Origin of the sequence: Candidatus Phytoplasma tritici (assembly GCF_000495255.1) — a bacterium.
GTDB lineage: Bacteria > Bacillota_I > Bacilli_A > Acholeplasmatales > Acholeplasmataceae > Phytoplasma > Phytoplasma tritici.
Genome location: NZ_AVAO01000003.1, coordinates 182,946 through 207,701, shown reverse-complemented (window position 1 = coordinate 207,701; position 24,756 = coordinate 182,946). Strand labels below are relative to the sequence as shown.

Here is a 24,756-nt window from a genome sequence, read left to right as displayed (position 1 = left end):
TTTTAATTATTTAATAATCCCCCCCAAAACACTTCTACCTTTATAAAGGAAAATTATGAAAAAAGTAATCGCTATTACAGGCCCTACTGCTTCAGGAAAAACTAGCCTTTCTATTAAAATAGCTAAAAAATTTAATTTAGAAATAATTAATTGCGATTCTCTTCAAATGTATCAAAAATACGATATTGGAACTGCCAAAATAACTTTCGAAGAAGCCCAAGGAATTAAACATCATCTTTTAGATTTTCTTGCCCCTGGAACAAATTACAGTATTTATTATTTTCAAAAAGATGCACGCAAAAAAATCGAAGAAATACCCCTTCCTTTATTTGTGGGCGGTAGCGGGCTTTATCTTAAATCAGCTCTTTTTGATTATAAATTAACTCCTAAATCTTTTTTTTTGCCACCTATTTCTTTACCTGCGATAGAAAATATGGTTGATTTTATTAAACAAAAAGATCCTCAATTAATTGCAAACCTAGATTTAAAAAATCCTCGTCGCATCCTAAGTGCTTATAAAGATTTACTTGCAGGTACTTTAAGGTCACAAAACAATAAAAAACACAATCCTCTATATTCTTCGCTAATTTTTTATCTCGATATCGATAGACAAATTTTAAAAAAAAAAGTTATTTTAAGATTGGAACAAATGTTAAAACAAGGTTTTATAGGGGAAGTTAACCAAATTCAAACTCATTTTCCAAACGCCAATTTTAATATCATTGGTTATCGCGAAATTAAAGTTTTGTTAGAAGGAAAAATAACTTTAGACCAAGCAAAAACATTAATTATTCAAAAAACTATGCAATATGCCAAACGCCAAAAAACTTGGTTTAAAAATCAAATTAAGCCCATCATCCTAGACGCCTTATCCCCTGATTTAGAAAAAACTACTATTTGCCTTATTAACAATTTTTTAAAAACTGATTAAATAATTAAACCAACGAAAAACAATTCAAAAAAATAAGAAAGTAATTAGAAATATGATTAATACAAACGATTTTAAAACTGGACAAACTATTAAATTCAATAACCAAATTTATCAAATCTTAGAATTTTTACATGTTAAACCTGGTAAAGGTGCTGCATTTGTAAGAACCAAATTAAGAAACCTAAGAACAGGTAGTGTTATTGACTACACTTTTAATGCTGGTATCAAAGTGCAACCTGCCTTAATTAATAAAATTAAGATGCAATTTCTTTATGCTTTGGAAGATAATTATATCTTTATGAATACTCAAAATTACGAACAATTAGAAATTAATAAACATCAATTAAAAGATTTTCTTAAATATATTTATGAAGGGCTTTTAGTAGATATTATTTTTTATGAAAATGATGAAATTGTAGGCATCAGTTTACCTGACAAAATCTCTATTAAAGTAGTTTACACTGAACCTGGAGCCAAAGGAGATACCAAAACTAACTCTTTAAAAGATGCCACTTTAGAAACAGGTTTAGTAATTAAAGTTCCTCTTTTTATCAATATTGGAGAAAAAATTATTATTAATACTGAAACAGGAATTTATTTATCAAGAGACAACAATAAATAAAACACCTTATTTTTTGCAGTTTTAAACTGCTTTTTTTGTTTTATCCACCACATTTTAGCCCTTTTCTTATATTTTTTTATAAATTGTGTTTTTTAATTTCTTTGTTTGTTATATAATTATAGGTAGTTCATGTCTTCTACATTTTGCCTTTATATACAGTTTTTTGTACTTTGAATCCATTTTATAAAAATTATAAAAAATAAAAAAAGGATAATGATATTGTGTCTTTTTGGGAAAATTTTTTCAACATAACAAAACAATTTGCTTTTTTTAACACTTTCTTTATGGGTGTTCTTTCTGGTGTTATTTTAAGCTCTTTTACTTATTGTCTTCTTTCTTTGTGTAGTGTGAAAAAAACTTTAGCAGCTCATAGACTAGAAAAAACAGATGTTAGCCAACAAGAAATAATTAAATTAATTGAAGCTAAGAAAAAAGATTTCCAAGTTAAAATAAAAAAGGATAAAGTAAATTTTGGTCATTTTTTGATAACTTCTATCCGAGAATTAATTTTAGAAATCTCAAGCCAATTTTATCCTAGCTCTAAATATCCCTATTTGGAACTTACCATTGATGAAAGTCTTATTTTGATGTTTTACATAAATCAAAGAGTTGACAAAGTATTCCAAAACAAAATTTTGAGAATGTTTCGCAAAATGACTTTAAAAAGAATATTTGTAATTAGAGAAATGGTTGTTAAAAAAAACATGATTCAAAAGTATCAAAAAGTTGCCAAAGTAACTAATACTTTTAATAATATCAGAAATTTTTTTAATCCTTTTCGTTGGTTTAAAAAAATAATTTTTGACAAACCCTTAGAACTAATTTATCATCAAATAGGAATTTCTTTGATTGCAATTACAGGCGAAGAAGTTTATAAAATTTATAGTAAAAAGATTTTTGAAACTGAAGAAGACCTTGAAAAAGATCTACAAAAAGTTTTGGATACTATCTCTGAAGTAAGCGCAGATCAAAGTGCAAAAGAGTAATTTACTTAACAAAATAAATAGGTTTAACAATGAAAACATTTAATTGGTTTCCTGGTCATATGAAAAAAACTTTTGACCAAATTAAAAATAATTTATCTTTGGTTGATATTGTTTTAGTAATTTTGGATGCAAGAGTTCCTTTGTCAAGCCTCAATTTTCAAATTTTTTCTTTAATTAACCAACGCCAAAAACCTCTCCTTATTTTGCTAAATAAATTTTCTTTAACTGATCCTTGTAAAATCAATAATTTTATCGCTAATTATTACAAAAAACAAATTCCTGTTTTAACAATTGATGCTATCAAATCCCCTAAACTTCAAGAAATATATCAAAAATCTTTAACAACAATCAAAGCTAACAACCCCCTTTTTAAATCTAGAAGAATAGCAACTCAAAATCCCAACATTAAAGCTATGATTGTAGGAACTCCCAATGTTGGAAAATCAACTTTAATTAACAGCTTTGCCAAAAAAAAAGTTTTAAAAACAGCTAATTTAGCAGGCACTACCAAACGCATTCAATGGATTGATATTGCTAAACCCAATATCCAGTTTTTGGATACTCCAGGAGTTTTATGTCACAATTTTTCTGATTCTCGTATAAGTTTGGCATTAGCGCTTGCAGGCTGTTTTAAAGATTCCATTTTACCTTTAGAAAAATTAGGCATTCATGCACTTCGCTATCTTACAAAACATTATGGAACTAATTTACAAAAACGATTCAATTTAAACCAAAATGACTTATCAAACCCTAATTTAGTTGATATTATTGGACAAAAAAGAAATATTTATAATAAAAATCAAAAAGTTGATCAATCTAGAGTTTATCAAATGTTATTGCAAGAAATAAGGCAAGGTAACTTAGGGAAATTAAATTTTGACTTAGATGTTTTATCCCTCTTTGAAAAACTTTTATAAAACTCCACCAAACTACCAAACCAAAAAATAGAAACACAAAACAATTAATAATCCAAACTAAACATATCTTTATTATTGAGGGAGCCCAAAAAATGAAATCAAAAGTTATTATAGTAGAATCTCCTGCTAAAACCAAAACTTTAAGCCGTTTTTTAAATGATGAATTTGTAATTTTATCTTCCAAAGGTCATATTAGAGATTTGTCGCTAAAAGGCAAAGAAAGAATGGGAATTGACATAGAAAAAGGATTTATTCCTAAATACAGCATTATTAAAGAAAAATACAACATTGTAGAAACTCTTATCCAAAAAACTAAAGGCAAAGAAGTGCTATTAGCAACCGATCCTGACCGCGAAGGAGAAGCAATTGCTTGGCATTTATCACAAATTCTTAATTTAGATTCCCAAAAAACTAATAGAATTGTTTTTCGAGAAATTACCAAAGAAGCAGTCTTAAAAGCTTTGCAACAACCTCGCAAAATCGATGAACTATTAGTGTTTTCGCAAGAAACTCGTAGAATGTTAGACCGCATTATTGGTTTTAAACTGTCGCGTTTGGTAAGAAGACTTAAATCACAATCAGCAGGAAGGGTACAATCAGTTGCCCTTAAACTAATTGTTGATTTAGAAGAAAAAATAAAAGCTTTTGTCCCTGAAGAATACTATATTATTACTGCTTTTTTTAAAGATTTTCAAGCGGAATACCAAAATCCTTACAAAAAAAAAACTAAAGCCCAAGAAGCTTTTACAATTGTCCAACAAATAACAGACAAACCTTTTTTAGTTAAAGAATTAAAACAACAAGAAGTCAAAAAATTCCCCAAACCACCCTTTATTACGTCTACCTTGCAACAAGAAGCCATTAACAGCCTAAATATGACTTCTAATCAAGTTATGAGAGTTTCTCAAAAACTTTATGAAGGAGTTGATATTTTAGGTGAATCTACAGGATTAATTACTTATATGAGAACAGATTCACAAAGGCTTGCAGACATTTTTGTTAAAGATGCTCAAAAATTAATTAAAAAACAATATGGTAAAGAATATTTAGGTGCTTACAAAACCAACAAAAAAGAACAGTCGCAAGATGCTCATGAAGCTATAAGACCTACTGATTTATCCAAAACACCTGAAAGTTTAGCCCCTCATCTTGATAAATATGAAAATAAACTTTATAAACTCATTTATAAAAGAACTTTGGCTTCTTTAATGACGCCTGCCATATTTCAAAAAACTCAAGTTTTTTTTGAAGTTGCAAACCATCTTTTTTTAACTGAAAGTTTGATAAAAACTTTTGATGGCTATCAAAAAATTTTGCAAGATGTCACCAAAGACAAAATTATTCCTTCTTTTAAATTAAATGAAACTTACTTGCCTCAAGAAATCCAAAATTTACAAAAATTTACTAATCCTCCAGCACGCTTTTCTGAAGCCACTTTGATTAAAACTTTAGAAAAACTAAATATCGGGAGGCCTTCTACTTATTCTCAAATCATTTTTACCCTCAAAAAAAGAATTTATGTTGATTTAGTAGAAAAACGTTTTGTTCCTACCGAACAAGGAATTTTGACCACTAAAAACCTAGAATTGTTTTTTAAACAAATTATTGATGTCAAATATACTGCCAAAATGGAAGAAAATTTAGATAAAATCTCTTCAGGATTAGTTAATAATAAAGAATTGTTGCAAGAATTTTATGATGCTTTTAAACAACTTTATCAAATAGCCGATCAAAAATTAGAAAAACCAAAAGATATCGAAACTGATCAAAAATGTAATTTATGCAACGCCCCTTTACTCATTAAAAAAGGACGTTATGGTAATTTTTTAGGTTGCAGTCGCTTTCCTGAATGCAAAAATATTGTTTCTTTAAAAGAAAAACCAATCTCTGTAGAAACAAATCCTTATATGCAAACCGATCAAAAATGTAATTTATGCAACGCCCCTTTACTCATTAAAAAAGGACGTTATGGTAATTTTTTAGGTTGCAGTCGTTTTCCTGAATGCAAAAATATTGTTAAAATTCAAAAAACTTAAGTTTTTTGAATTAAAAACATAAAAAATTTATTTTACTATTTACAATATTTTCAATTCATTTATATAACAAAAAGACTATCAATTGATAGTCTTTTTGTTATATAAATGAATTTATTTGAAACTTTTTTGGTTACTTTTCTTTTTTTAATTTATACACAAAACGAATGCATACAAAAACCATAAACATCAACATAATGAAATTAGCACTAAAATTGGCAAATCCATATGCATTATTTATTTTAATGCTTGTTTTTTCTTCATTTCCAAACCAAACATTTCTAAAAAAATAAAGGGCAGGTATTCTAAAAAGAAAAACACGACCAAAACTTAACAATAAATCATATTTAGGTTGTTTAGCTGCAATTAAGAAAGTAGAAAAAACTTCTAATTGAGTAGTTAATAGACCAGTTGTTAAAAGAGCACCTAATAAAAAAGATTTAAATCCTGGGTTTTTTTCATGCAATATATTTAATGTCATTTGTTCTTTTTCTGATTTACCTAAATTTTTAAAAAATAAGCATAAATCATCACCAAAACCAAGTCCCCAATATTCTTTAGGAGCACAAATTAAATACGTAACTGCAAATACTAAAAAACAACACAATGAGGCAAGCATTAAAGTTTTAATCGCTCTTTTGTTATTTTTGTTTCCTAAGTTTTCAGAAACAATCATTAATTGTCCTTCTTTTAACGAAAACGATATTTGAGCAAATAAAGTAATGATGCTATCAGCAACTCCAATTGCACCTAAGCCGCCCAAACCTTTAAATTCAAAAGGCGTTTCAGCTAAAAAAGGTTTATCATATGTGCTATCTACCATAAATAATGTAAACATTCTTCCGCCTTCATAAATAAATTTTCCTAATGTTAAAGTAATACTTAATTTCAAAATAGTTTTAAGTGTTTTTTTGTCTTGTAAAAAAGTTTTAAAAGAAAAATCGCCTAAACTTAAAAATAAAGGATTTTTTTTGTTAAAAAGAGTGAAAAAAGCAACTATTGTAATAGATAAATAAGCAAGACATGAAGCTGTTTGTAACCCCAAAACATCGGGACACAATGCTTCTAAACCAATTCCTTTAATTCCAAAACATAAAGTACTTAATCCAATTTTTAAACCCATCATAATACAGTTTAGAACCAAAATTTTTTTAAGTTTTCCCAAAATTCTTTCAGTTCCTAAAAAGAAAACATTAATAGCAGCTAAAATAGTGCCCAACATTTGTAATCTAAAAGCGTTAATGCAAAGATTTTTTTCCTTAGTTGTGATTGGCATTGACACTCCGTTAATTACTTTTTCTTTTAAAAAAAGACTACAAATAGGACTGGAAAAACCAATCATAACACAAGCTACAACCAAACTTACTACGAATAATAAAACAAAAACGCTAGATGCTATTTTACGAGCTTTTAAAGATTTGACATTTTTGGTTTTACCTACTTCGCGCGAAATTAACGCAACTCCTGTGATTCCTAAACAAATTCCTACTGCTTCTACAATGCTTTGAGCGGATTTGGAAAATTGAATGTAGCTTTGAACTCCTTCTGGTAAACCAGCTGCAAAAAAAGTATCAACACTACCGAAACAAGCTTTAAAAACATTAAAAAAAATAATAGGCAAAGAAATAATCCATAAAGCTTTTAATAAGTTTCCCTCCAAAACAAGCCTACTTATTTTATCTTTTTTATTAATTATTTTGTTTTTCGTCATTTATTTAAAAAACCTTCCTTTTGATTTGAAATTAATTGATAAATTATTATATTTATTTTTTATTGCATTTATTGTGCAAAAAAAGTATAAATTTAAAAAATAAATGTCAGTTATTTTTTGCAGTTTTAAAAATGTTTGTGTGTATCTTTTTTGTCAAGGTAAAAATAATTATTTTTACCAACAAATAATTTTTGCCTTTATTTTAAGGATTTTTAATTAAGGATTTTTTTTAAAGGTTTTTAAAAAAGATTTTAGTTTTAGTTGGTTTAAAGTTTTTTTGTTTTCTTTTATCAAGCAATTTTGATGAAAAAAAATAACAAAAAAAATGCTTATTAAATCTAAAATAACTGCAAATTGTTTTCTTAACTACTCTTTAAGTATAACATATAAAAAAATAAGTGTTAATATTTTTGCTACTCCAAAAGATAAAAAAAATTAAAAAAGGTGCGCTGTTCCGTTTTTTTAGACAACTTTTGTCTCTAAAATTATTCTTTAAGACTTAAAAATAAGTAGATAATTTCATATCTTTTCAAACTAAGGAAATATTTTTTAAATTTCAAAAAAGTTTCTAAAACTTTTAATAATTCTTTAGTTTCAAAAGATATTTTTTTTTATATTTTACCCTTACACTATATATTTAAGTAAAAAAAGTTAAAATTCCGTTAAGAAAATGAAATTATAATTATTTTTTTAAGTAAATGAATTCATTAAAAGTTTTTTGGTATAAATCAGTGATTTTCCGATGGCCGTAAAAATATTGTTGATGTAAACATAAAACTTTAATGCGATTTTGTTGTAATAAGTGTTTTTCTTTTTTGGCTTTGATTTTATTTTCGACTTTCAACCAATAATAAGTGCTTCTTTTTGTTCGGATAGTTTTTAAAATGGTTGTTAAATTTAGTTTTTGATTAAATTGTTTAACTAATTCAAAAACTGTTTTTTTGTCAGTTTTTTTATTTTTCATGATTTAAATATCGTTTCCTTTTTTTATATCACTTGACACCTGGAAAAGTTTAATTATACCTTTTTCTTTAAAAAAACGTAAATTCTTGGTTCAAAAAATGGTTTTAATTAAAATTAAAAGATAAATGTGTTAAAATGTTAGTATATTAAAAAAATCATTCGAAAGGAACAAGAACCTATGAATTTCTGATATAAATTTTTAAAGTATATAAGTGAACAAATTTGTTATTATTCATATTAACAAAAAATTCACATTATCATCCCCCAACTTCTTTTACTAAACTTAAATTACCTTAGTTGAGGGATAAAATAATAAAGAAGATTTAATTAATGATTAATTTACAAAAACAATTTAAAATAATAAGTATTTATTTTAAATATAAAGACTAAAATTATTTTTTTATAAAAAATATAAAAATTTAAAAATAAAAAAATATTATAGAAAATTTTTGTTTTAGTTTTATACTTATTAAAAAAAGAGGAAAATAAAGTTTTATGACAATGAAAAGTTTAATTAATTTTAATCAATTTAAAAAAAAAATATTTTTAATTTTATTTTTTTTATTATTTTTTAATTTTATTTATAATAAAAAAAATTTTGTAATGGCTATGGAAACAAAACAAAATTCAAATAGCAAAAGTGTTATTCATTTCAACTTAGATGATGAACTACAAGAATCTGAAATATTTCAATTTAATAATGCTTTTAGTGATATGGATGTTTTAAATAAAACATTAAAAAAATTTAAAATTAAATTAAATAATGAATTAAATATAAATTCTTTAAGAGAAATAAAAGAAAAATTTAACGGTTTTCGAATAAACTTTTTCATTAAATTAAATTTTTTATGGTATATATATTCCAACAATGAAAATCATGCTCATATATTGTATACTAATTATGCTTCGGACGTAGATAATATAGGTAATTTAGTTCTTATACCTTCTTTTCAACGTAATCATTACATAAGTTTGAATGAAAAAATAAAATTAATAGGCGATACATTCATGATTCAAAATAACGATAGAATAGAAATTTATCGTAATAGTTTTGATACTAAAAATCAAAGAGAAAACACTTTAGAATATTTAAATCCTATTTATTCAGACAATTTATTTCAAATTTTTTTGGATTTTGATATAAAAGAAGAACATGATGGTTTGTATATGTATTTCGATTTATATAAACATGGATTTACAGAATTAAATAATTATTGTTTTAAAATAGATTTTTCTTTAGATCGAAAAATTGATTTTATTAAAAATATAAATTAATATTAAGAACTTATTTTTATATTTTTAACATTAAAAAAACAACAGGTAAATGAAGTGTGATTAATTGATTACGGATTTCTAAATTCTTTTTGTTTTTTAAAAAATCTTTAAATAATTTTTGTCTTAACATTCAATTCCTCTCTAAAAACATTTTTTTAGAAAAGATATGAAATTATTTTTTTAGTCTTTGAAACAAAAAAAGACTAACTTAATAGTTAGTCTTAAAGAATTTTTAAAAAACAAAAAAGTGTCTAAACTTTTGGAACACCTCAAGGAAACCCAAACCCAAAAAGCTAATAAAATTATTCCAAAAAAATAATGAAGTTGTTTTTTTTGGAATAATTTATTTTTTTATTTAGACAATAAATATTTTTTGCAATATTTTAGTTTTATTTTTCTAAAAAGACCCAAATATCACAAAATTTTTACAAAAAGAACAAAAATAATAAGTTTTAATTGAAATATTTAATTAAATCGTATACAATTTAAATGTAGCTGTTAATAAATCAAAAAATTCTAAGACTAGCATAAAAATTTTTTCATAAAAAAAGATTAGTTAGTTTTTAAAATACCTAAAAATTTACTTAAAATAATAACTTAGAATTTGGATAAAGATAAAAGAAAGACATTTAAAACAAAAAAACCAAACTAATAATATTATATTTTATTATTTTTTTAAACGCTTTGGAACTTTTTCAAGTACACTATTTTTTTACTTATTAACATTTAACAAACTATTTATTTCATTTATTTTAATTTTGATTCGCGCACGCGGATTTATTAAAAAACAATCACCAAAAAAATGATAAAACAATATTTAAAAAAATATAAAGGAAACTTAATTTTAAAATGAAAAATAAAAACCAAAAAGCAAAAACAAAAGAAAACAAAAAAATTGCTGTTTTAACTTCAGGCGGCGATGCTCCTGGAATGAATTCAGCTATTCGTGCTATAGTTTTTGAAAGTGCCAAAAAAGGATTTGAAGTTTTCGGCGTGAAAGACGGTTATTTGGGGCTTTTTAATAACCAAATTGAAATATTAAAACCTCAAAAATTTCCTCGCATTCTTAACATATCGGGTACTTTTTTGGGAACTGCGCGTTTTTTAGATTTTCAAAATAATTTAGATGTGCGCAAGCAGTGTGCAAAAAATTTAAAAACTTTAGGAATTGATAAATTAGTTGTAATTGGTGGTGATGGTTCTTATAAAGGAGCATCCAAATTGAACGAACTTGGCATCAAATGCGTAGGACTGCCAGCAACTATTGACAATGATATTCGCGCCACTGATTTTACTATTGGATTTAGCACTGCCCTCAATAACATTGTAGATGCCATCGAAAAATTGCGCGATACTTCTATTTCTCACAACCGATGCAGTATTATTGAAGTAATGGGACGCAACAAAGGAGATTTGGCTTTATTTGGTGGACTTGCTGCAGGAGCAGACGTTATTGTTACTCGTGAAAATCTTTTATCCCAAAAAACTATTTGTCAAAAAATTAAAGCTTTGCGCCAAGCAAACCAAAGACATGCTATTGTAGTTGTCACTGAACACATTTTTGATGTTGTAAGTTTAGCCAAAGAGGTAGAAAATTACAGTGGTTTTGAAACCAGAGCCCAAGTTTTGGGACACATTCAAAGAGGTGGTAAACCAACTGCAGAAGACTTAGTCCTTGCTTTTAGAATGGGAAGTTATGCTGTTTCTTTATTGCAAAAAAACATTTTTAATTGTGCTGTTGGCACTTGCGGACTTAATTTGCATTACACTATTTTTGGTGATCTTTTTGAAAAAACTTATGAAAAAAATGAATTATTTAATGTAGTAGCTAAATTGTTGTAAAATGATTGTAGAAAAAAATATTGTATTTATCAAAATTAACTTTTGTACTTCCAAATTCCAAAACTCAAATAAATCACAATTGATTTTGATATAAATACTAAAAAAATAAAACGGAGTATATTTATGTCTACTGAAAAAAAACATTTTCGACACTTTTCCAAACCTACAAACCAAACACCTAAATCATTTAAAAGACCTATTTGGATCAATTTAATTATTCTTACTTTTCCTATTGCTATTTATTCGTTATTTCAACAATTATCCGTATCCATTGATTTTTATATTATTGGAAACGAATCTAATTCCAGCACCAATTTAGATAAAACCATTTCTTATATGGCACAAATTAAAAAAATTTTGCAAAGTATTGCTATAGCTTTGGGTGGAGCAGGTGTTATTTTAGTATCTAGAGAATACAAAAAAAAGAATTTTACCAAAGCCAAACAATATGCTACCCTAGCTTTTTTATTGGCAATTATTTCTTCTTTATTTTTTTTAATGGTTTTGGGCTTAGGTGTCCTTTTACCATCTCCATTTGGAGATATATTTTTAAATAAAAGTTATCACAGCCAAAACGGACTTACATATTATTATCTTATTTTAATTACTTTTGTAGCTATTACTATTAATGCAGTTTTTATTGGATTGGAACGCGCTAAGGAAAAAACTAGATTTGTTTTAATCCTTAATATTTGCCTTATTATTACAAGAATTAGTATTTCTTTTGCTTTTAAAGCAATCAAAAAAAACCAAGTTAATTTAATTGATTTAGCCTTAGCTGATTTAATTGCTAATTTATTGCTTACTTTGTTAACTTTTTATTGTATGTTTAGTTCTAAAAATATTTTTAAGTTGCAATTAAAAAACTTAGTCTTTTATAAAAACACAGTAAAAACTATCTTTAAATTAGCAGGAACATTAATTATTGCCAAATCTACTTATGAAATTGGAAAACTCATTATTCTTGCTATGATGGATAGTTATTTTACCAAAGCTCAAGAAAACTTAGTAGATATTTTTGGATTTGTTATGGCAGTTAATGGTATTTTTTATGCTATTTCTAATTCTTTTGAAGATAGTCAATCTGCTATGGTATCTCAAAGTGTTACTTTTCAAAGTAATAGCAAAACTTTTAAAATCTTTAAAAATGTTTTTGTAATTACTCTTATTATAGGAATTATTGGAGTATTTATAAATCAATTTTGTGGTGAACAATTATTGCGCGCCTTAAAACCTGAAAAAGATTTTACCAAACAAGAAATAACATCCTTTAAAGAAATCCTTAATTGGGAACAAACTTCTTTGTTTTTTTCTGTATGGACTAATTTAATGATGGGTTATGTCGCATCTTATAAAAAAAATGCTAATCTTATTTTTGTAATTAATCTTTTAAGAGTTATTTTAAGAATAACTATTTTATGGTTTTTACATGATATATTACCTCAATTAAATTTAGATGTTTCAATTTCTGATGCTAATCAATGTGGGTTAAGTACTTTTGGAAGTAATATTATTGTCTTTTTGACAACCACTTATTTATTTGTATCTTTTTTTCGCCAAAACAAAACCAAACAAACCCCGCGATTTAAAAAAAATAAAAATAACGCTTTGCAAACCAAAATTATTAATTAAAAACTAATACAATATTTCAAAATATTAAAATAAATGAGAATAAAATATTTAATAAATATAGAATAAAGCACTAAATAACAAACACCAAATAAAAAATAATAAAAGGAGTAAAATTACAAAATGTTGAAATTAAACCTTGAAGGGATTTATAATTTTTTAGATTGGCACAACCATGCCCAAATTTTTGCCCCTAAAATCAAATCCATACATCAAAAATTACATCAAGACCAACAACTAAAAGAAAAATATTTAGGTTGGTTAGAACTACCTTTACATTTTGATTTTCAAGAACTTGAAAAAATGAAACAACTAAAAAATTTCCATTCCAATTTAGATGTTTTAGTAGTAATTGGCATTGGAGGCTCTTATTTAGGAGCTAAAGCAGGAATTGAATTTTTGCAAACTCCCTTTAAAAAAACTAAGCCAGAAATTCTTTTTGCAGGTCATCAAGTATCAGGTAATTACTTAACTAATTTGCTCCATTATCTTAAAGACAAAAATTGGGCAATTAATGTTATTTCAAAATCAGGCACCACTTTGGAACCAGCCCTTGCTTTTAGAATCTTGAAAAAAGAAATAGAAGAAAAATACGGCAAACAACTTGCCAAAAATCGTATTTTTGTAACTACTGACAGCCAAAAAGGTGTTTTGTTAAATTTAGCTCTTAAAGAAGGTTATCAAACATTTGTTATTCCTGATTCTGTGGGCGGAAGATTTAGTGTTTTTACAAACGTAGGCATCCTTCCTTTTGTTTTTGCTAATTTAGATGTTGCCTCAATGATGAAAGGTGCTTTTCAAGCTTATCACGACACTTTTCAAGAAGACCTTTTTCAAAATCAAGCCTATCAATATGCTTTAGCAAGGTATTTACTTCATACCCAACAAAACAAAAAAAAGGAACTATTGGTAAGTTACGAACCGAATCTCTTTTCTTTTTCTGAATGGTGGAAACAATTATTTGCTGAATCTGAGGGAAAAGAAGAAAAAGGGCTTTTTGTAGGAGCCACTAATAATTCTACTGATCTTCATTCCTTAGGGCAATTTATCCAAGAAGGAACCAAAATGCTTTTTGAAACAGTTTTAAATGTTTCATCAATAAAAGATGATTGTGTTGTTCCTCACATTACAAACGAACTTGACAATCTTAATTATGTAGCTGGAAAAACTTACTCTCAAATTAATCAAAAAATTCTTCAAGCCACTAAACAAGCCCACATTGAAGGCAAAGTTCCTAATTTAGAAATTGTCATTCCTACTTTGGATGCCTATCATTTTGGATATTTAGTGTATTTTTTCCAAAAAGCTTGTGCAATGTCAGGTTTGTTGTTAGGAATTAACCCTTTTAATCAACCTGGAGTAGAAATATACAAACAAAAAATGTTTGCTTTATTAAAGCCATAATTTTAATTATTACAAAATATTCATTTATTTACACATTAAAATACATTTTTTTAGCAAAAAACCATTATAATATTTATGGTTAGTAAATTTAACTATTTGTCCCACAAACAAAATTTATTTTATTTTTTAATTTTATAATTAAAAACCAATTTTAAAAAGGAGTATTAATTATGCCATATATTAAAAGCATTTTAGCTCGCGAAGTGCTAGATTCCAGAGGAAACCCTACAGTAGAAGTAGAAGTTTATACAGAATCAGGATCTTTTGGAAGAGCTATTGTTCCTTCAGGAGCTTCTACCGGACAACACGAAGCAGTTGAACTAAGAGACGGTGATGCAAAAAGATTTTTAGGTAAAGGTGTTTTACAATCTGTTAAAAACGTTACTGAAGTTATTCAACCAGAAGTAGAAGGTTATTCTGTCTTAGAACAAACTTTAATTGATAAATTATTAATTAAACTTGACGGAACCCCCAACAAATCTAATTTAGGAGCTAACGCCATTTTAGGTGTTTCTTTGGGTTGTGCTAAAGCTGCAGCTAACTACTTAAATCTTGAGTTTTATCAATATGTAGGAGGTGTTTTACCTAAACAAATGCCAGTTCCTATGATGAATGTTATCAACGGTGGAGCTCATGCTTCTAACAGTGTTGATTTTCAAGAGTTTATGATTTTGCCAACTGGAGCACCGTCTTTTAAAGAAGCTTTGCGTTACGGGACTGAAGTTTTTCACCATTTAGGAAAAATCTTAAAACAAAAAGGACTTCCAACCACAGTAGGAGACGAAGGTGGATATGCACCTGACCTTAATTCTAACGAAGAAGCTTTACAAATCATTTTGGAAGCTATCAAAAGTGCAGGATACGAGCCGGGAAAAGATATTTTTTTAGGAATGGACGTTGCAGCTTCCGAGTTTTATGACAAAAAACTTCAAAAATACATTCTTGCATCTGAAAATAACAAAGCTTTTAGTAGCCAAGAATTAGTTCATTATTACGAAACTTTAGTTGCTAAATATCCAATTATTTCAATCGAAGACGGACTTGATGAAAATGATTGGGATGGATGGAAATACTTAACTCAAAAATTAGGTAACAAAATCCAATTAGTAGGAGACGACCTATTTGTTACTAACACCCAAAAATTAGCTCAAGGAATTGAAAACAAAATAGGAAATTCTATTTTAATTAAATTAAATCAAATAGGAACTCTAACAGAAACCCTAGAAACAATTGAAATGGCAAAAAAAGCTTCTTACACCGCTGTTATTTCTCACCGTAGTGGCGAAACTGAAGACACAACTATTGCTGATTTATCTGTTGCTACTAATGCGGGTCAAATTAAAACTGGTTCTTGTTCACGTACTGATCGTATGGCAAAATACAATCAATTATTAAGAATTGAAGATCAATTAGTAGAAGCTCCTTTTTTGGGATTAAAAACTTTTTATAATTTGAAAAAATAAATCCTAATTAAACACAAAACAAAAGTGATTTAATAATACAAATAATACAAAAAACAAAATAACATTATTATTGACAAGACCATCGTTTAAGATGGTCTTTTGAGATAAGGAGTTTGGGAATGTGACTAAAAAAATTGTAGGATTAATTATTTTAGATGGTTTAGGTCTAACCGACCAAAAAGAAAATAACGCTTTTCATTTGGCAAAAACTCCCTATTTAGATTATCTTTTAAAAAACTTTCCCAATACTAGTCTTAAAGCATCAGGTGAAGAAGTGGGTCTTCCCCAGGGTCAAATGGGAAATAGTGAAGTAGGACACCTTAATTTAGGAGCAGGGAGAGTTGTTTATCAATCACTTACTCAAATTAATAAAGCTATTCGTGATAAATCTTTTTTTACTAACAAACAATTTCTCCAAGCCATCGAACATGTTAAAAAAAATAACAGTAAAATGCATCTTTTAGGGCTTATCTCTGATGGAGGAATTCATTCTCATTTAGATCATTTTAAAGCTTTATTTGATTTATTAAAAGACAACAACTTAGCAAAAAAAACCTTTTTACACGCTTTTACTGATGGAAGAGACACAAATCCTCATTCAGGTATTAATTATATTAAAAACCTTCTTGATTACGGCTTTAATATTGCTTCTGTTGTTGGTAGATATTATGCTCTTGACCGCGATAACAATTGGGAACGCATCAATTTAGTCTATAATATGCTTACATCCAAACAAGCCCCTGTTATTACTTTGCCATTAGAAAACACTATGCAAAATTTTTATAATCAAGGAATTACAGATGAATTTATCACTCCTTTCATTGCCGATCCAAATGGTTTAATTGATGATAATGATGCAGTTATTTTTGTTAATTTTCGTCCTGACCGTGCTATGCGTCTTGCAACTGCTCTATCTAATCCTTGTGCCACTAATGCTTTTTGTTCTGATGGCAAAACCAATTTTTGCGGTAATAAATTAGTAAATAATCTTTTTTTAGTAACAATGACTCAATACAGCGATCAAGTTAAAAGTGTAGTTGCTTTTGAAAAAATAACTTTAAAAAATATTTATGGTGAAGTAATTGCCAATTTAGGAATGCACCAACTAAGAATTGCAGAAACTGAAAAATATCCTCATGTAACTTTTTTCTTTGATGGTGGTAAGGAACTGCAATTAAAAAATGCAGATAGAATCTTAATTCCTTCTCCCAAAGTAAAAACTTATGATATTAAACCTGAAATGAGTGCTTTAGAAATTACCAACGCTGCTAAAATTGCTATTTTATCTGGTAAATATGATACTTTAATTCTTAATTTTGCAAATCCTGATATGGTAGGACATACTGGTTTTTTAGATGCTACCATTAAAGCGGTCCAAACAGTAGACAGTTGTCTTAAAGAAGTTTTAAACGCCATTTTTGCAGTTAAAGGCAAAGCCTGTATTGTAGCAGATCACGGAAATGCCGAACAAATGACAGATAAACAAGGAAATCCACACACAGCTCATACTACTAATTTAGTTCCTTTCATCGTTACAGATAAAAATGTTGTCTTAAAACCAGGGTCTTTATGTGATGTTGCACCCACAATGCTAGATTTATTAGGAATTAAAAAACCTCAAGAAATGACAGGAAATAGTTTAATTAAAAAACTAGTTTAATTTTTTAACTTTATTATTTAAGTAATACCATAATTAATTATTTAAGTGATTTTGACTACTTATTTAGCTAATAATTTTGAAAATAAAAGAAATCACAAAAAATAATTTATCAATTATTTATAACATTTTTATTTATATTGCATCATATTTATTAATTTATTAGTTATTTTATTTTTTGTGTAGAATCGGAGTAATTTATAATGAAAAAAGACAAGCAAATAAAGATTTTTGGGTTTAACCCTTTAATGTTTCTTTTTTTTGTAGTTGTTTATGCTTTACATCTTTTTGCAGTTAAAGAATGGGGAATAGAAAAATTATATCACCCTCTTTTAACCCCTTTATTTATTATTTTTGTCTTAGGATATGGTCTTAACTTTATTGGTGATAGTGTCCCTTATTTAAATAAAATAGGATTAGGATTTTTGCTTTGTATTTTTGTTCCTTCTTATTTAGTTTATAGAGGGTTGATACCAAAAGATTTAGCAGATAAATGTAATGAAAATTTTTTCAGTACCAAAACACCAAATAATCATTTAGGATCTGATTTTGCTAACTTTTTTATAACTTGTGTTATTGCTGGAAGTATTTTAAGTGTTGATAGAAATTTATTAAAAAGATCACTTTCTAAGTTTCTTCCTTTAACATTAATCGTTTGTTTAGTAGCTATTTTAAGTGTTGGTTTTTTGGGGTATCTATTTAATTATCAAAAACCAGAAGGATTTAGCACTCAAGGTTCCTTTTTAGACTCTATTTTTTATGTAGCTGTTCCATTAACAAATGGAGGAACCAATTTAGGTATTAATGGTTTTGCAAATGGCATTTATAAAGAAGCTTTTCCTCAATTAGATCAAAAAACTATTAGAACAGCAATTATAGTTCCTTTAATTATGGCTAGATGTTTAAGTATTTTATTTGCTGGATTAATGTATGTTATTTTTGATAAAACTAAATTTAGTGGTAAAGGAAAATTAGAATATAAAAATAATAAACTTACACCCAAACCAATAGAAAAAAAAACTCCTTTAGAATATAAAAATATCGGCATGGGTTTAACAATGATTTTTGTATTATTTAGTTTAAGTGGTCTTTTAAATAAATTATTATGGGGTTATTTAGAATCGTTAGTTTATTTTATTCTTTTCTTAATTTTGATTAGAATTTTTAATTTATTATCACAAGAAAATCAAAGTCATATTTCTCAAGCAGGACAAGTAATATCTAAAAATTTCACTACTCCTATTTTAGCAGGTTTGGGAATGACAGTTAAATGGCAACAATTAATGGGAGGAATAAAACAAATACCTGTTTTAACTATGGTTTTAACTGCTTTATTAGTAGTTGTTTTAGTATCTTTTTTTCTTTCTAAAGCTTTTGGTTTTTATCCTTTTGAAACATCTCTTACAGCTGGTTTAGGTGCTTTAAGTGTAGGAGGAACCGGACATTTAGGAATAATGTCAATAAGTAAAAGAGACAATTTATTACCTTTCATTATGATTGCTACTAGAATTATTGGACCTATTATCTATACTTTGGCTTATTTCTTATTTAAATTTTTTTATATGTCGTAATGTTGTAATTTAACTAATTTTGACAATTATTTTTATATTTTAAAAAACAAAAAAGGATGTAGTTATTCATGAACAAAACTAAAATAATTTGTACCTTAGGACCTGCTTCTTATGATAAAAACATTTTACAAGCTTTAATTCAAACAGGTTTGAATGTAGCAAGATTTAATTTTTCTCACGCTCAATACGAACAAACTAAATTTTTAATGAAAACCATTAAAACTATTAGTGATAAATTAGATAAACATACAGGACTTATGTTAGATACTAAAGGACCTGAAATTAGAACTCACGAATTTGATGGTATAGTAACAATTCAAAAAGATTCTGAAGTAAGAATATCTATGAAAGAAGTTTTAGGCAATGCTAAACTTTTTTCAGTTAGTTATACTAATTTATACAATGAATTAAAAGTTGGTGATATGGTTAATATTGATGATGGATACTTATCTTTGGAAGTTGTAGGTAAAGACGAAGCCAAACAACAATTAGTTACTAAAGCTAAAAATACTCACTCCATCAAATCTCGTAGAGGTGTAAATATTCCTAAAGTTAATTTAGAAATGGACTTTATTTCTCCTAAAGATTATCAAGATATTGTTTTTGCTGCTCAACAAGATTTTGATTATATTGCTGCTTCATTTGTTAGAAAAGCTCAAGATGTCAAAGATATTAGAAAAATTTTACAAGAACAAGGAAATTCCAACATCCAAATTATTTCTAAAATAGAAAATCAAGAAGGTGTTGATAATTTAGAAGAAATCATTCAAGAATCAGACGGTATTATGGTTGCAAGAGGTGATTTAGGAATAGAAGTTGATGGTGAATTAGTACCACTTTACCAAACACGTATGATTACTAAATGTTTAGAATACGGCAAACCAGTTGTAGTAGCTACTCAAATGTTAGAATCTATGCAAAGAAATCCACGCCCAACCAAAGCTGAAATTTCTGATGTTTTTAATGCAGTTAAAGAAGGTACAACCTTTACTATGTTATCAGGTGAAAGCGCTTCAGGTGAATATCCTGTAGAAGCTGTAACTTATATGAAAAAAATTAACTATCAAGCTGAAAAAGTAGTCAATTATCAAGCTTTATCAAAAGTATACCAACCTAAAAACTCCAAAGAAAATTTTTTATTAAGTGCTGTTGAATTGGCTTTACGCACTGATGTTAAAGCAATTGTTGTCTATGATTTAGAAGATGCTTATAATGTTTCTAAATTTCATCCATCTGTTCCTGTTTTGGCTTTAGTTAAAACTGAAAAAGAAGCTCGTCGTTTAGTACTAAATTTTGGTGTTTTTCCTTTTGTTTATGAAACTAAATTAAAAAATAAATTGGAAGAACTTACACAAAATCAAAGTAGTAATTGTCTTGTTTTTAAAGATGGTATGCTTTTTTTAAATAATAATATTAAATAATAACAAACCAAATATATATCAAAAAAAACATTCAAATTATAATTTAGGTAGTTATTGCTTCATATTTTATATTAAATAAACAGTAGATTGTAAATTCAATCTACTGTTTATTTTTTTAAATTTTGTAATGAAGTGTTTTTGATTGTCCTGTGTGTTTAGAATATACATCAATTTTTCTAAGACTTTTGATATGAGTATTTGACAATAAACCTTCTATTTTGTAATTATAAAAAGGAAATTTTAACTCTAAATCTAGTCCATCAAGTGAACAAGGTACTTCAATTTGACATTTAACAGGAAAAGTGGCAATAATTTCATTAGTGTTAATATTTTTTAAAGCGATATGTTTGACATTCAAATAAGAAGGTCCACCTAAAAAAGAGCCTTTTTCATAAATAAGGTCAGTGCAAAAGTTGTTTTGAATAAAGTTTTTGTCATTAAAAGGGTTTTCATCTTGCCAAAAAATATACATATTTTGAGCACCATTACCTAAATTTTTTAATGCCTCTAAAGAATAGCAATTATTAGCTTTATCTCTTGTGCCTCCATCAAAATAAACTAATAAAAGGTTTTGGGGTGGCGGTTCTTTTATGCGAGAATTAAAAAAAACTGTGGATTGGATAATTTGAGAATTATACAAACCATAAGAAAAGTTAATTTGATAATGTTGATTAGAAAAGTTTTTTCGTAACCATTCTAACGCAACATCTTTATCGCTTTTTTTCCCTAAATATACATTATAAATGTTCATTCCTTGGATTTGAGATTCTAATTGAGGTTTAATTTGGTCACTAAATTGTTTATCTAGTTCTTTGGGTTTGTTTTTTTCATTTTCCAAAATTAATATTTGTTCTTTTAAATCGATAATTTTTTGGTTTTGGTAAACCAGTTTTTTTTGCATCATTTTTCTTTTATTTTTGGCTTTTTGTGAATAAGGATTTTTTTTGATAGTTTGTATGTTGTTGTTTTGTTTTGTTTTGTGAGTTGATTTTGGTATGTATTTGGGTGGTTCTTTTTTTTCTTCAATTTCTTTTATTTGTGGATACAATGTTTTTTGGTCTTTTTGATTGATATTATCTAAAATGTTTTCTTTTTCTTTGACTTCTGGAACTTGTTCTTCATTTTTTTCATTTTTGTTTTTTGGTAAATCTTGTAAATCATTATAATTAAAATTTTTATAGGATAAAGAAGTATTTTTAGTAGAATTTTGTGAAGTTTCTAAAGCAAAAAAGTTATTTTGCCATCCTAACCAACCAAACATTATTAAAAGTATAGAAAAGATTATTATTACAATAATTATGTTTTTTTTAAAAGATGGTATTTTCACTTATCTTTTTTTCCAACATTTCTATTTTATTTTTTATAAATTTATAAATATAAAATAAAAAAGAGGCTATAAACCTCTTTGATATTTTTTAATTATGATTGAATATTTCTTTTTTTAAAAATAACAAAAAGCAAACTTAAAAAAGTGATGGAAATTAATATAATGCAAGCAATAACAATATAAAATCCATAATTTGTATTTTCGTTATTATCTGTTTTTTCGCTTGTTGTTTTATGAGACAATATTGTTTGTGAGTTTTTTTGTAACTCTTCTTCATTTGAAATAGAAGTTTCTAGTGTTTCAGAAAAAGTATCACCATTTTTTAATAAAAGTGTGACTGCTTCTTGAACTTTTTTTATAACTAATTCTTTAGTTGAATCTGGGTTTCCTATTTCTTCTGCAATTACATTTTCAATTGTTTCATCTAATTGATTTTTTGTTATGGATGAGTCAATTGGAATAATATTATAATTGCTTTTAATTTCTTCAATGAATTCTTCTTTATTTATTTTTTTAATTTGATAAGTTAATTTAGCTTTTCCTTTATATTTAGGAGATTGATCCAATGCTTCAATGGTTATAACACCTTTTGAGCGATTTTGTTTAGGAAAATTAATATCTTCTTTTGTAATTACTAAACCATTATTTTTATCTTTGATGGCATTTAATAAATCCTCATAAGAAATTAATGCCTCACTGTGAATTTTACTTAATTCTATTTCCCCTAAAGCTTTATTTTTAATTAAATCATTTAGGTCTTCTTTGATATTAAAAATAACTTCTACTTGACCTTTAATTTTTTTAGAATTGTCTTTTGCTTTGACAGTTGCTTTGTTATTGATTATCGAAACAACTTCTAAATCGTCTCCAATAGAAATACTATTTTTATTTTTGTAAATTTTTGCAATTTTTTCAATTATTTTTTTTTCATTTGGTTTGTTTTCAAAAGATCCTATATTTTTTTCAAGAGTGCTGATATCTGTTGGTTCTGTTGGATCTGTTGGATCAGCTTTTAAAGTGCAATTAAAACTTATTACAAATAAGATCAAAAGTAATAATGCACTTAAACAATAAATAAACCTTTGTTTTAAACAAGGTTGTTTTTTGTAAATATTTTTCAATGATTTTAAATTTTTCTTTCTAATATCTTAATCTTTGCAAAATACACAATGTAAAATGCAAAAAATTTAAGATGAACTAAAGAATTTTAAACGAATTTATTACTAGCGGTTTTTTAAAATTTCTCGAATTCCTTTAAAATCCACTAATATTATAACCGAATCAAAACTAAAAAGAAACACTTTTTTTATTTTTAATGTTAAAATAATGTTAAAATTTAAGTATTAAGATGTAGATAAGGTATAAAAATAAATGTAGAATTAATATTTTTGTTTTTCGCTTTCTGCCTTTTCCCCCTATTTTCGAGCAAACATCTGCTTATTATGTGGATAAATATTGATGTTATGAAAGAATCATCAATAAAAAATGTCTTTATCTACTCTTACATTTTTTGTGTTTTTCTTTTTGCAAGTGCATCCAACAAAATATACAAACCAAACAAAAAATTAAAATTACCAAAATTATCAAAAAAATAAAAACAATAAAAAAAGAGGTTATAAAGTGATTGATTTTAAAAAAGAGGTTTTAAAAAGAAAAGACGCCTTAATTGAAACTTTGCAAACATTATTAAAAATTAACACCGAACTTACTACTTTTGACCCTAATAGAACAGGCGCTCCTTTTGGAAAAGGCAACCAACAAGCCCTTAATTTTATGCTTGATTTAGGCTCCCAAAGTGGCTTTAAAACCCTTAATTTGGAAGGATACGCTGGTCATATTGAATACGGAGACCAAAAAGAATGGGTTGGTATGATTGGTCATTTGGATGTTGTTCCTGCAGGAAATGGTTGGGACTATCCACCTTATGAGGCTTTAATTGTTGATGGCACAATTTATGGCAGGGGAACCCAAGACGATAAAGGTCCTACAATGGCAACTTTCTGGGCTTTGAAAATATTGCACGAACTAAATTTGCCGCTTTCCAAAAGAATTAAATTAATTTTGGGTGTCGATGAAGAAACTGGATTTCGTTGTATGAAACATTATTTTAAACAAATTCCTGAATTACCTGTATCTGGTTTTGTTCCTGACAGCCATTTTCCTGCTATTTATTGCGAAAAAGGAATTGGGGATTTTACTTTTAAAGGTGAAGTTTTAGATAATAGAATTGTAAGCATTCAAAGCGGACAAGCCTCTAATGTTGTTCCTGATTTGGCACAAGCAATTCTAAAATTTGATCCTAACTACCTAGATTTATTCCATAATTTTATTCAAACCACAAATATCAAAGCAACTTTAGAACTGCAAGGAGATTTGTTAAAAATTGAAGTTTATGGCATTTCTGCGCATGGTTCGACTCCTGAAACAGGAAAAAATTCCCTTTATGATTTGATGAAAGTTCTTAAAGCGTTGGGAATTAAAAATACTTTGGTTGTTTTTTTTGACCAATATTTGGTAGATAGTTTGGATGGAAAAAAATTAGGTATTAATCACTTTGATGAAGAAACTTATAATTTAGTTTGTTTTTCTGGAGTTTTAAAATTAGAAAATAATCAAGCCTTTTTCACTCTTAATTTAAGATATCCTAAAGGAATTACATTTGAAAAAATCCTTTTTCAATTGGAAAAAGCAGCCAATAATCAAAATTTTTACCTCAAAACTACCCTTCATCATCCCATTATTTATATTGATCCTAAAAGTGAATTGATGCAAACATTATTGAAAGTTTATCAAAAACACACTAATGATTTAGTTTCTAAACCTATGTGTGTTGGTGGTGGTTCTTTTGCTAAATGTGCTCCTAATTTAGTACCTTTTGGACCTACTTTTGTCGATGAAATTTCCTTAATTCATCAAAAAAATGAATCTATTTCAATTGACCAATTAATTACTTTAACTACCATTTACACAGAAGCTTTGTATCTTTTGTCCCGATAAACATCAA

Annotated in this window: 17 protein-coding genes and 2 pseudogenes; 14 read left to right on the top strand and 5 right to left on the bottom strand. The window is 26.8% G+C overall.

Annotated elements, in window-relative coordinates; translation table 11 throughout:
• Positions 1 to 55 precede the first annotated feature (55 nt).
• The 5 genes from miaA (at position 56) to topA (ending at position 5,492) form a co-directional block, all read left to right on the top strand.
• Positions 56 to 931: a tRNA (adenosine(37)-N6)-dimethylallyltransferase MiaA gene (gene miaA, locus N747_RS0102255; RefSeq protein WP_024563613.1), complete on the top strand. Its 876-nt coding sequence runs from the start codon at positions 56 to 58 to the stop codon at positions 929 to 931.
• A 52-nt stretch (positions 932 to 983) separates the two neighbouring features.
• Positions 984 to 1,553 (top strand): elongation factor P, encoded by a 570-nt coding sequence (gene efp, locus N747_RS0102250; RefSeq protein ID WP_024563612.1) that lies wholly within the window; start codon positions 984 to 986, stop codon positions 1,551 to 1,553.
• 221 nt (positions 1,554 to 1,774) lie between these two features.
• Positions 1,775 to 2,539, top strand: coding sequence for a hypothetical protein (locus tag N747_RS0102245; protein WP_024563611.1), 765 nt, complete (start codon positions 1,775 to 1,777; stop codon positions 2,537 to 2,539).
• Between the two features lie 29 nt (positions 2,540 to 2,568).
• Positions 2,569 to 3,456, top strand: coding sequence for a ribosome biogenesis GTPase YlqF (gene ylqF / locus N747_RS0102240; RefSeq protein ID WP_024563610.1), 888 nt, complete (start codon positions 2,569 to 2,571; stop codon positions 3,454 to 3,456).
• A 92-nt stretch (positions 3,457 to 3,548) separates the two neighbouring features.
• Complete coding sequence (topA, locus tag N747_RS0102235; RefSeq protein WP_024563609.1) at positions 3,549 to 5,492, top strand: type I DNA topoisomerase; 1,944 nt, start codon at positions 3,549 to 3,551, stop codon at positions 5,490 to 5,492.
• 130 nt (positions 5,493 to 5,622) lie between these two features.
• Here topA and N747_RS0102230 read toward each other — a convergent pair whose 3' ends face one another.
• Both N747_RS0102230 and N747_RS0102225 read right to left on the bottom strand, forming a co-directional pair.
• Positions 5,623 to 7,200: a multidrug transporter gene (locus N747_RS0102230; RefSeq protein WP_029783891.1), complete on the bottom strand. Its 1,578-nt coding sequence runs from the start codon at positions 7,198 to 7,200 to the stop codon at positions 5,623 to 5,625.
• Positions 7,201 to 7,885: 685 nt separating this feature from the next.
• Positions 7,886 to 8,164, bottom strand: a pseudogene (locus N747_RS0102225) (IS3 family transposase); the annotation flags it as partial.
• Between the two features lie 602 nt (positions 8,165 to 8,766).
• Between N747_RS0102225 and N747_RS0102220 the strand changes: the two are divergent.
• Positions 8,767 to 9,438, top strand: coding sequence for a hypothetical protein (locus tag N747_RS0102220; RefSeq protein ID WP_240992311.1), 672 nt, complete (start codon positions 8,767 to 8,769; stop codon positions 9,436 to 9,438).
• A gap of 37 nt (positions 9,439 to 9,475) precedes the next feature.
• Here N747_RS0102220 and N747_RS04105 read toward each other — a convergent pair.
• Positions 9,476 to 9,568: pseudogene (locus N747_RS04105) on the bottom strand (sigma-70 family RNA polymerase sigma factor); the annotation flags it as partial.
• Between the two features lie 719 nt (positions 9,569 to 10,287).
• Here N747_RS04105 and N747_RS0102205 point away from each other — a divergent pair.
• From N747_RS0102205 to pyk, 7 genes are all read left to right on the top strand, one after another.
• Positions 10,288 to 11,280 (top strand): ATP-dependent 6-phosphofructokinase, encoded by a 993-nt coding sequence (locus N747_RS0102205; protein ID WP_024563606.1) that lies wholly within the window; start codon positions 10,288 to 10,290, stop codon positions 11,278 to 11,280.
• A 123-nt stretch (positions 11,281 to 11,403) separates the two neighbouring features.
• The gene (locus N747_RS0102200) at positions 11,404 to 12,912 is read left to right on the top strand and encodes an MATE family efflux transporter (RefSeq protein WP_024563605.1); all 1,509 of its coding nucleotides are present in this window, start codon (positions 11,404 to 11,406) and stop codon (positions 12,910 to 12,912) included.
• Between the two features lie 120 nt (positions 12,913 to 13,032).
• Complete coding sequence (locus tag N747_RS0102195; RefSeq protein WP_024563604.1) at positions 13,033 to 14,313, top strand: glucose-6-phosphate isomerase; 1,281 nt, start codon at positions 13,033 to 13,035, stop codon at positions 14,311 to 14,313.
• Between the two features lie 170 nt (positions 14,314 to 14,483).
• Positions 14,484 to 15,776, top strand: coding sequence for a phosphopyruvate hydratase (gene eno / locus N747_RS0102190; RefSeq protein WP_024563603.1), 1,293 nt, complete (start codon positions 14,484 to 14,486; stop codon positions 15,774 to 15,776).
• Positions 15,777 to 15,897: 121 nt separating this feature from the next.
• The gene (gene gpmI, locus N747_RS0102185; protein ID WP_024563602.1) at positions 15,898 to 17,436 is read left to right on the top strand and encodes a 2,3-bisphosphoglycerate-independent phosphoglycerate mutase; all 1,539 of its coding nucleotides are present in this window, start codon (positions 15,898 to 15,900) and stop codon (positions 17,434 to 17,436) included.
• 200 nt (positions 17,437 to 17,636) lie between these two features.
• Positions 17,637 to 19,004: a 2-hydroxycarboxylate transporter family protein gene (locus N747_RS0102180; protein ID WP_029783889.1), complete on the top strand. Its 1,368-nt coding sequence runs from the start codon at positions 17,637 to 17,639 to the stop codon at positions 19,002 to 19,004.
• Between the two features lie 68 nt (positions 19,005 to 19,072).
• Positions 19,073 to 20,425, top strand: a complete 1,353-nt coding sequence (pyk, locus tag N747_RS0102175; RefSeq protein ID WP_024563600.1) for a pyruvate kinase — start codon at positions 19,073 to 19,075, stop codon at positions 20,423 to 20,425.
• A gap of 115 nt (positions 20,426 to 20,540) precedes the next feature.
• On the opposite strand, the gene N747_RS03485 is transcribed toward pyk, so the two are convergent.
• On the bottom strand, positions 20,541 to 21,752 hold the full coding sequence (locus tag N747_RS03485; protein ID WP_024563599.1) for a hypothetical protein: 1,212 nt from the start codon (positions 21,750 to 21,752) through the stop codon (positions 20,541 to 20,543).
• 92 nt (positions 21,753 to 21,844) lie between these two features.
• Positions 21,845 to 22,801 (bottom strand): hypothetical protein, encoded by a 957-nt coding sequence (locus N747_RS0102165; RefSeq protein ID WP_240992310.1) that lies wholly within the window; start codon positions 22,799 to 22,801, stop codon positions 21,845 to 21,847.
• 571 nt (positions 22,802 to 23,372) lie between these two features.
• On the opposite strand from N747_RS0102165, the gene pepV reads away from it, so the two are divergent.
• On the top strand, positions 23,373 to 24,749 hold the full coding sequence (pepV, locus tag N747_RS0102160; RefSeq protein WP_024563597.1) for a dipeptidase PepV: 1,377 nt from the start codon (positions 23,373 to 23,375) through the stop codon (positions 24,747 to 24,749).
• Positions 24,750 to 24,756: the final 7 nt, after the last annotated feature.

Excerpts from the sequence above, each read along its gene's own strand:
- miaA (WP_024563613.1), top strand. The coding sequence starts at position 56 with ATGAAAAAAGTAATCGCTATTACAGGCCCTACTGCTTCAGGAAAAACT.
- efp (WP_024563612.1), top strand. The coding sequence starts at position 984 with ATGATTAATACAAACGATTTTAAAACTGGACAAACTATTAAATTCAAT.
- ylqF (WP_024563610.1), top strand. The coding sequence starts at position 2,569 with ATGAAAACATTTAATTGGTTTCCTGGTCATATGAAAAAAACTTTTGAC.
- topA (WP_024563609.1), top strand. The coding sequence starts at position 3,549 with ATGAAATCAAAAGTTATTATAGTAGAATCTCCTGCTAAAACCAAAACT.
- N747_RS0102230 (WP_029783891.1), bottom strand. The coding sequence starts at position 7,200 with ATGACGAAAAACAAAATAATTAATAAAAAAGATAAAATAAGTAGGCTT.
- N747_RS0102220 (WP_240992311.1), top strand. The coding sequence starts at position 8,767 with ATGGCTATGGAAACAAAACAAAATTCAAATAGCAAAAGTGTTATTCAT.
- N747_RS0102205 (WP_024563606.1), top strand. The coding sequence starts at position 10,288 with ATGAAAAATAAAAACCAAAAAGCAAAAACAAAAGAAAACAAAAAAATT.
- N747_RS0102200 (WP_024563605.1), top strand. The coding sequence starts at position 11,404 with ATGTCTACTGAAAAAAAACATTTTCGACACTTTTCCAAACCTACAAAC.
- N747_RS0102195 (WP_024563604.1), top strand. The coding sequence starts at position 13,033 with ATGTTGAAATTAAACCTTGAAGGGATTTATAATTTTTTAGATTGGCAC.
- eno (WP_024563603.1), top strand. The coding sequence starts at position 14,484 with ATGCCATATATTAAAAGCATTTTAGCTCGCGAAGTGCTAGATTCCAGA.
- N747_RS0102180 (WP_029783889.1), top strand. The coding sequence starts at position 17,637 with ATGAAAAAAGACAAGCAAATAAAGATTTTTGGGTTTAACCCTTTAATG.
- pyk (WP_024563600.1), top strand. The coding sequence starts at position 19,073 with ATGAACAAAACTAAAATAATTTGTACCTTAGGACCTGCTTCTTATGAT.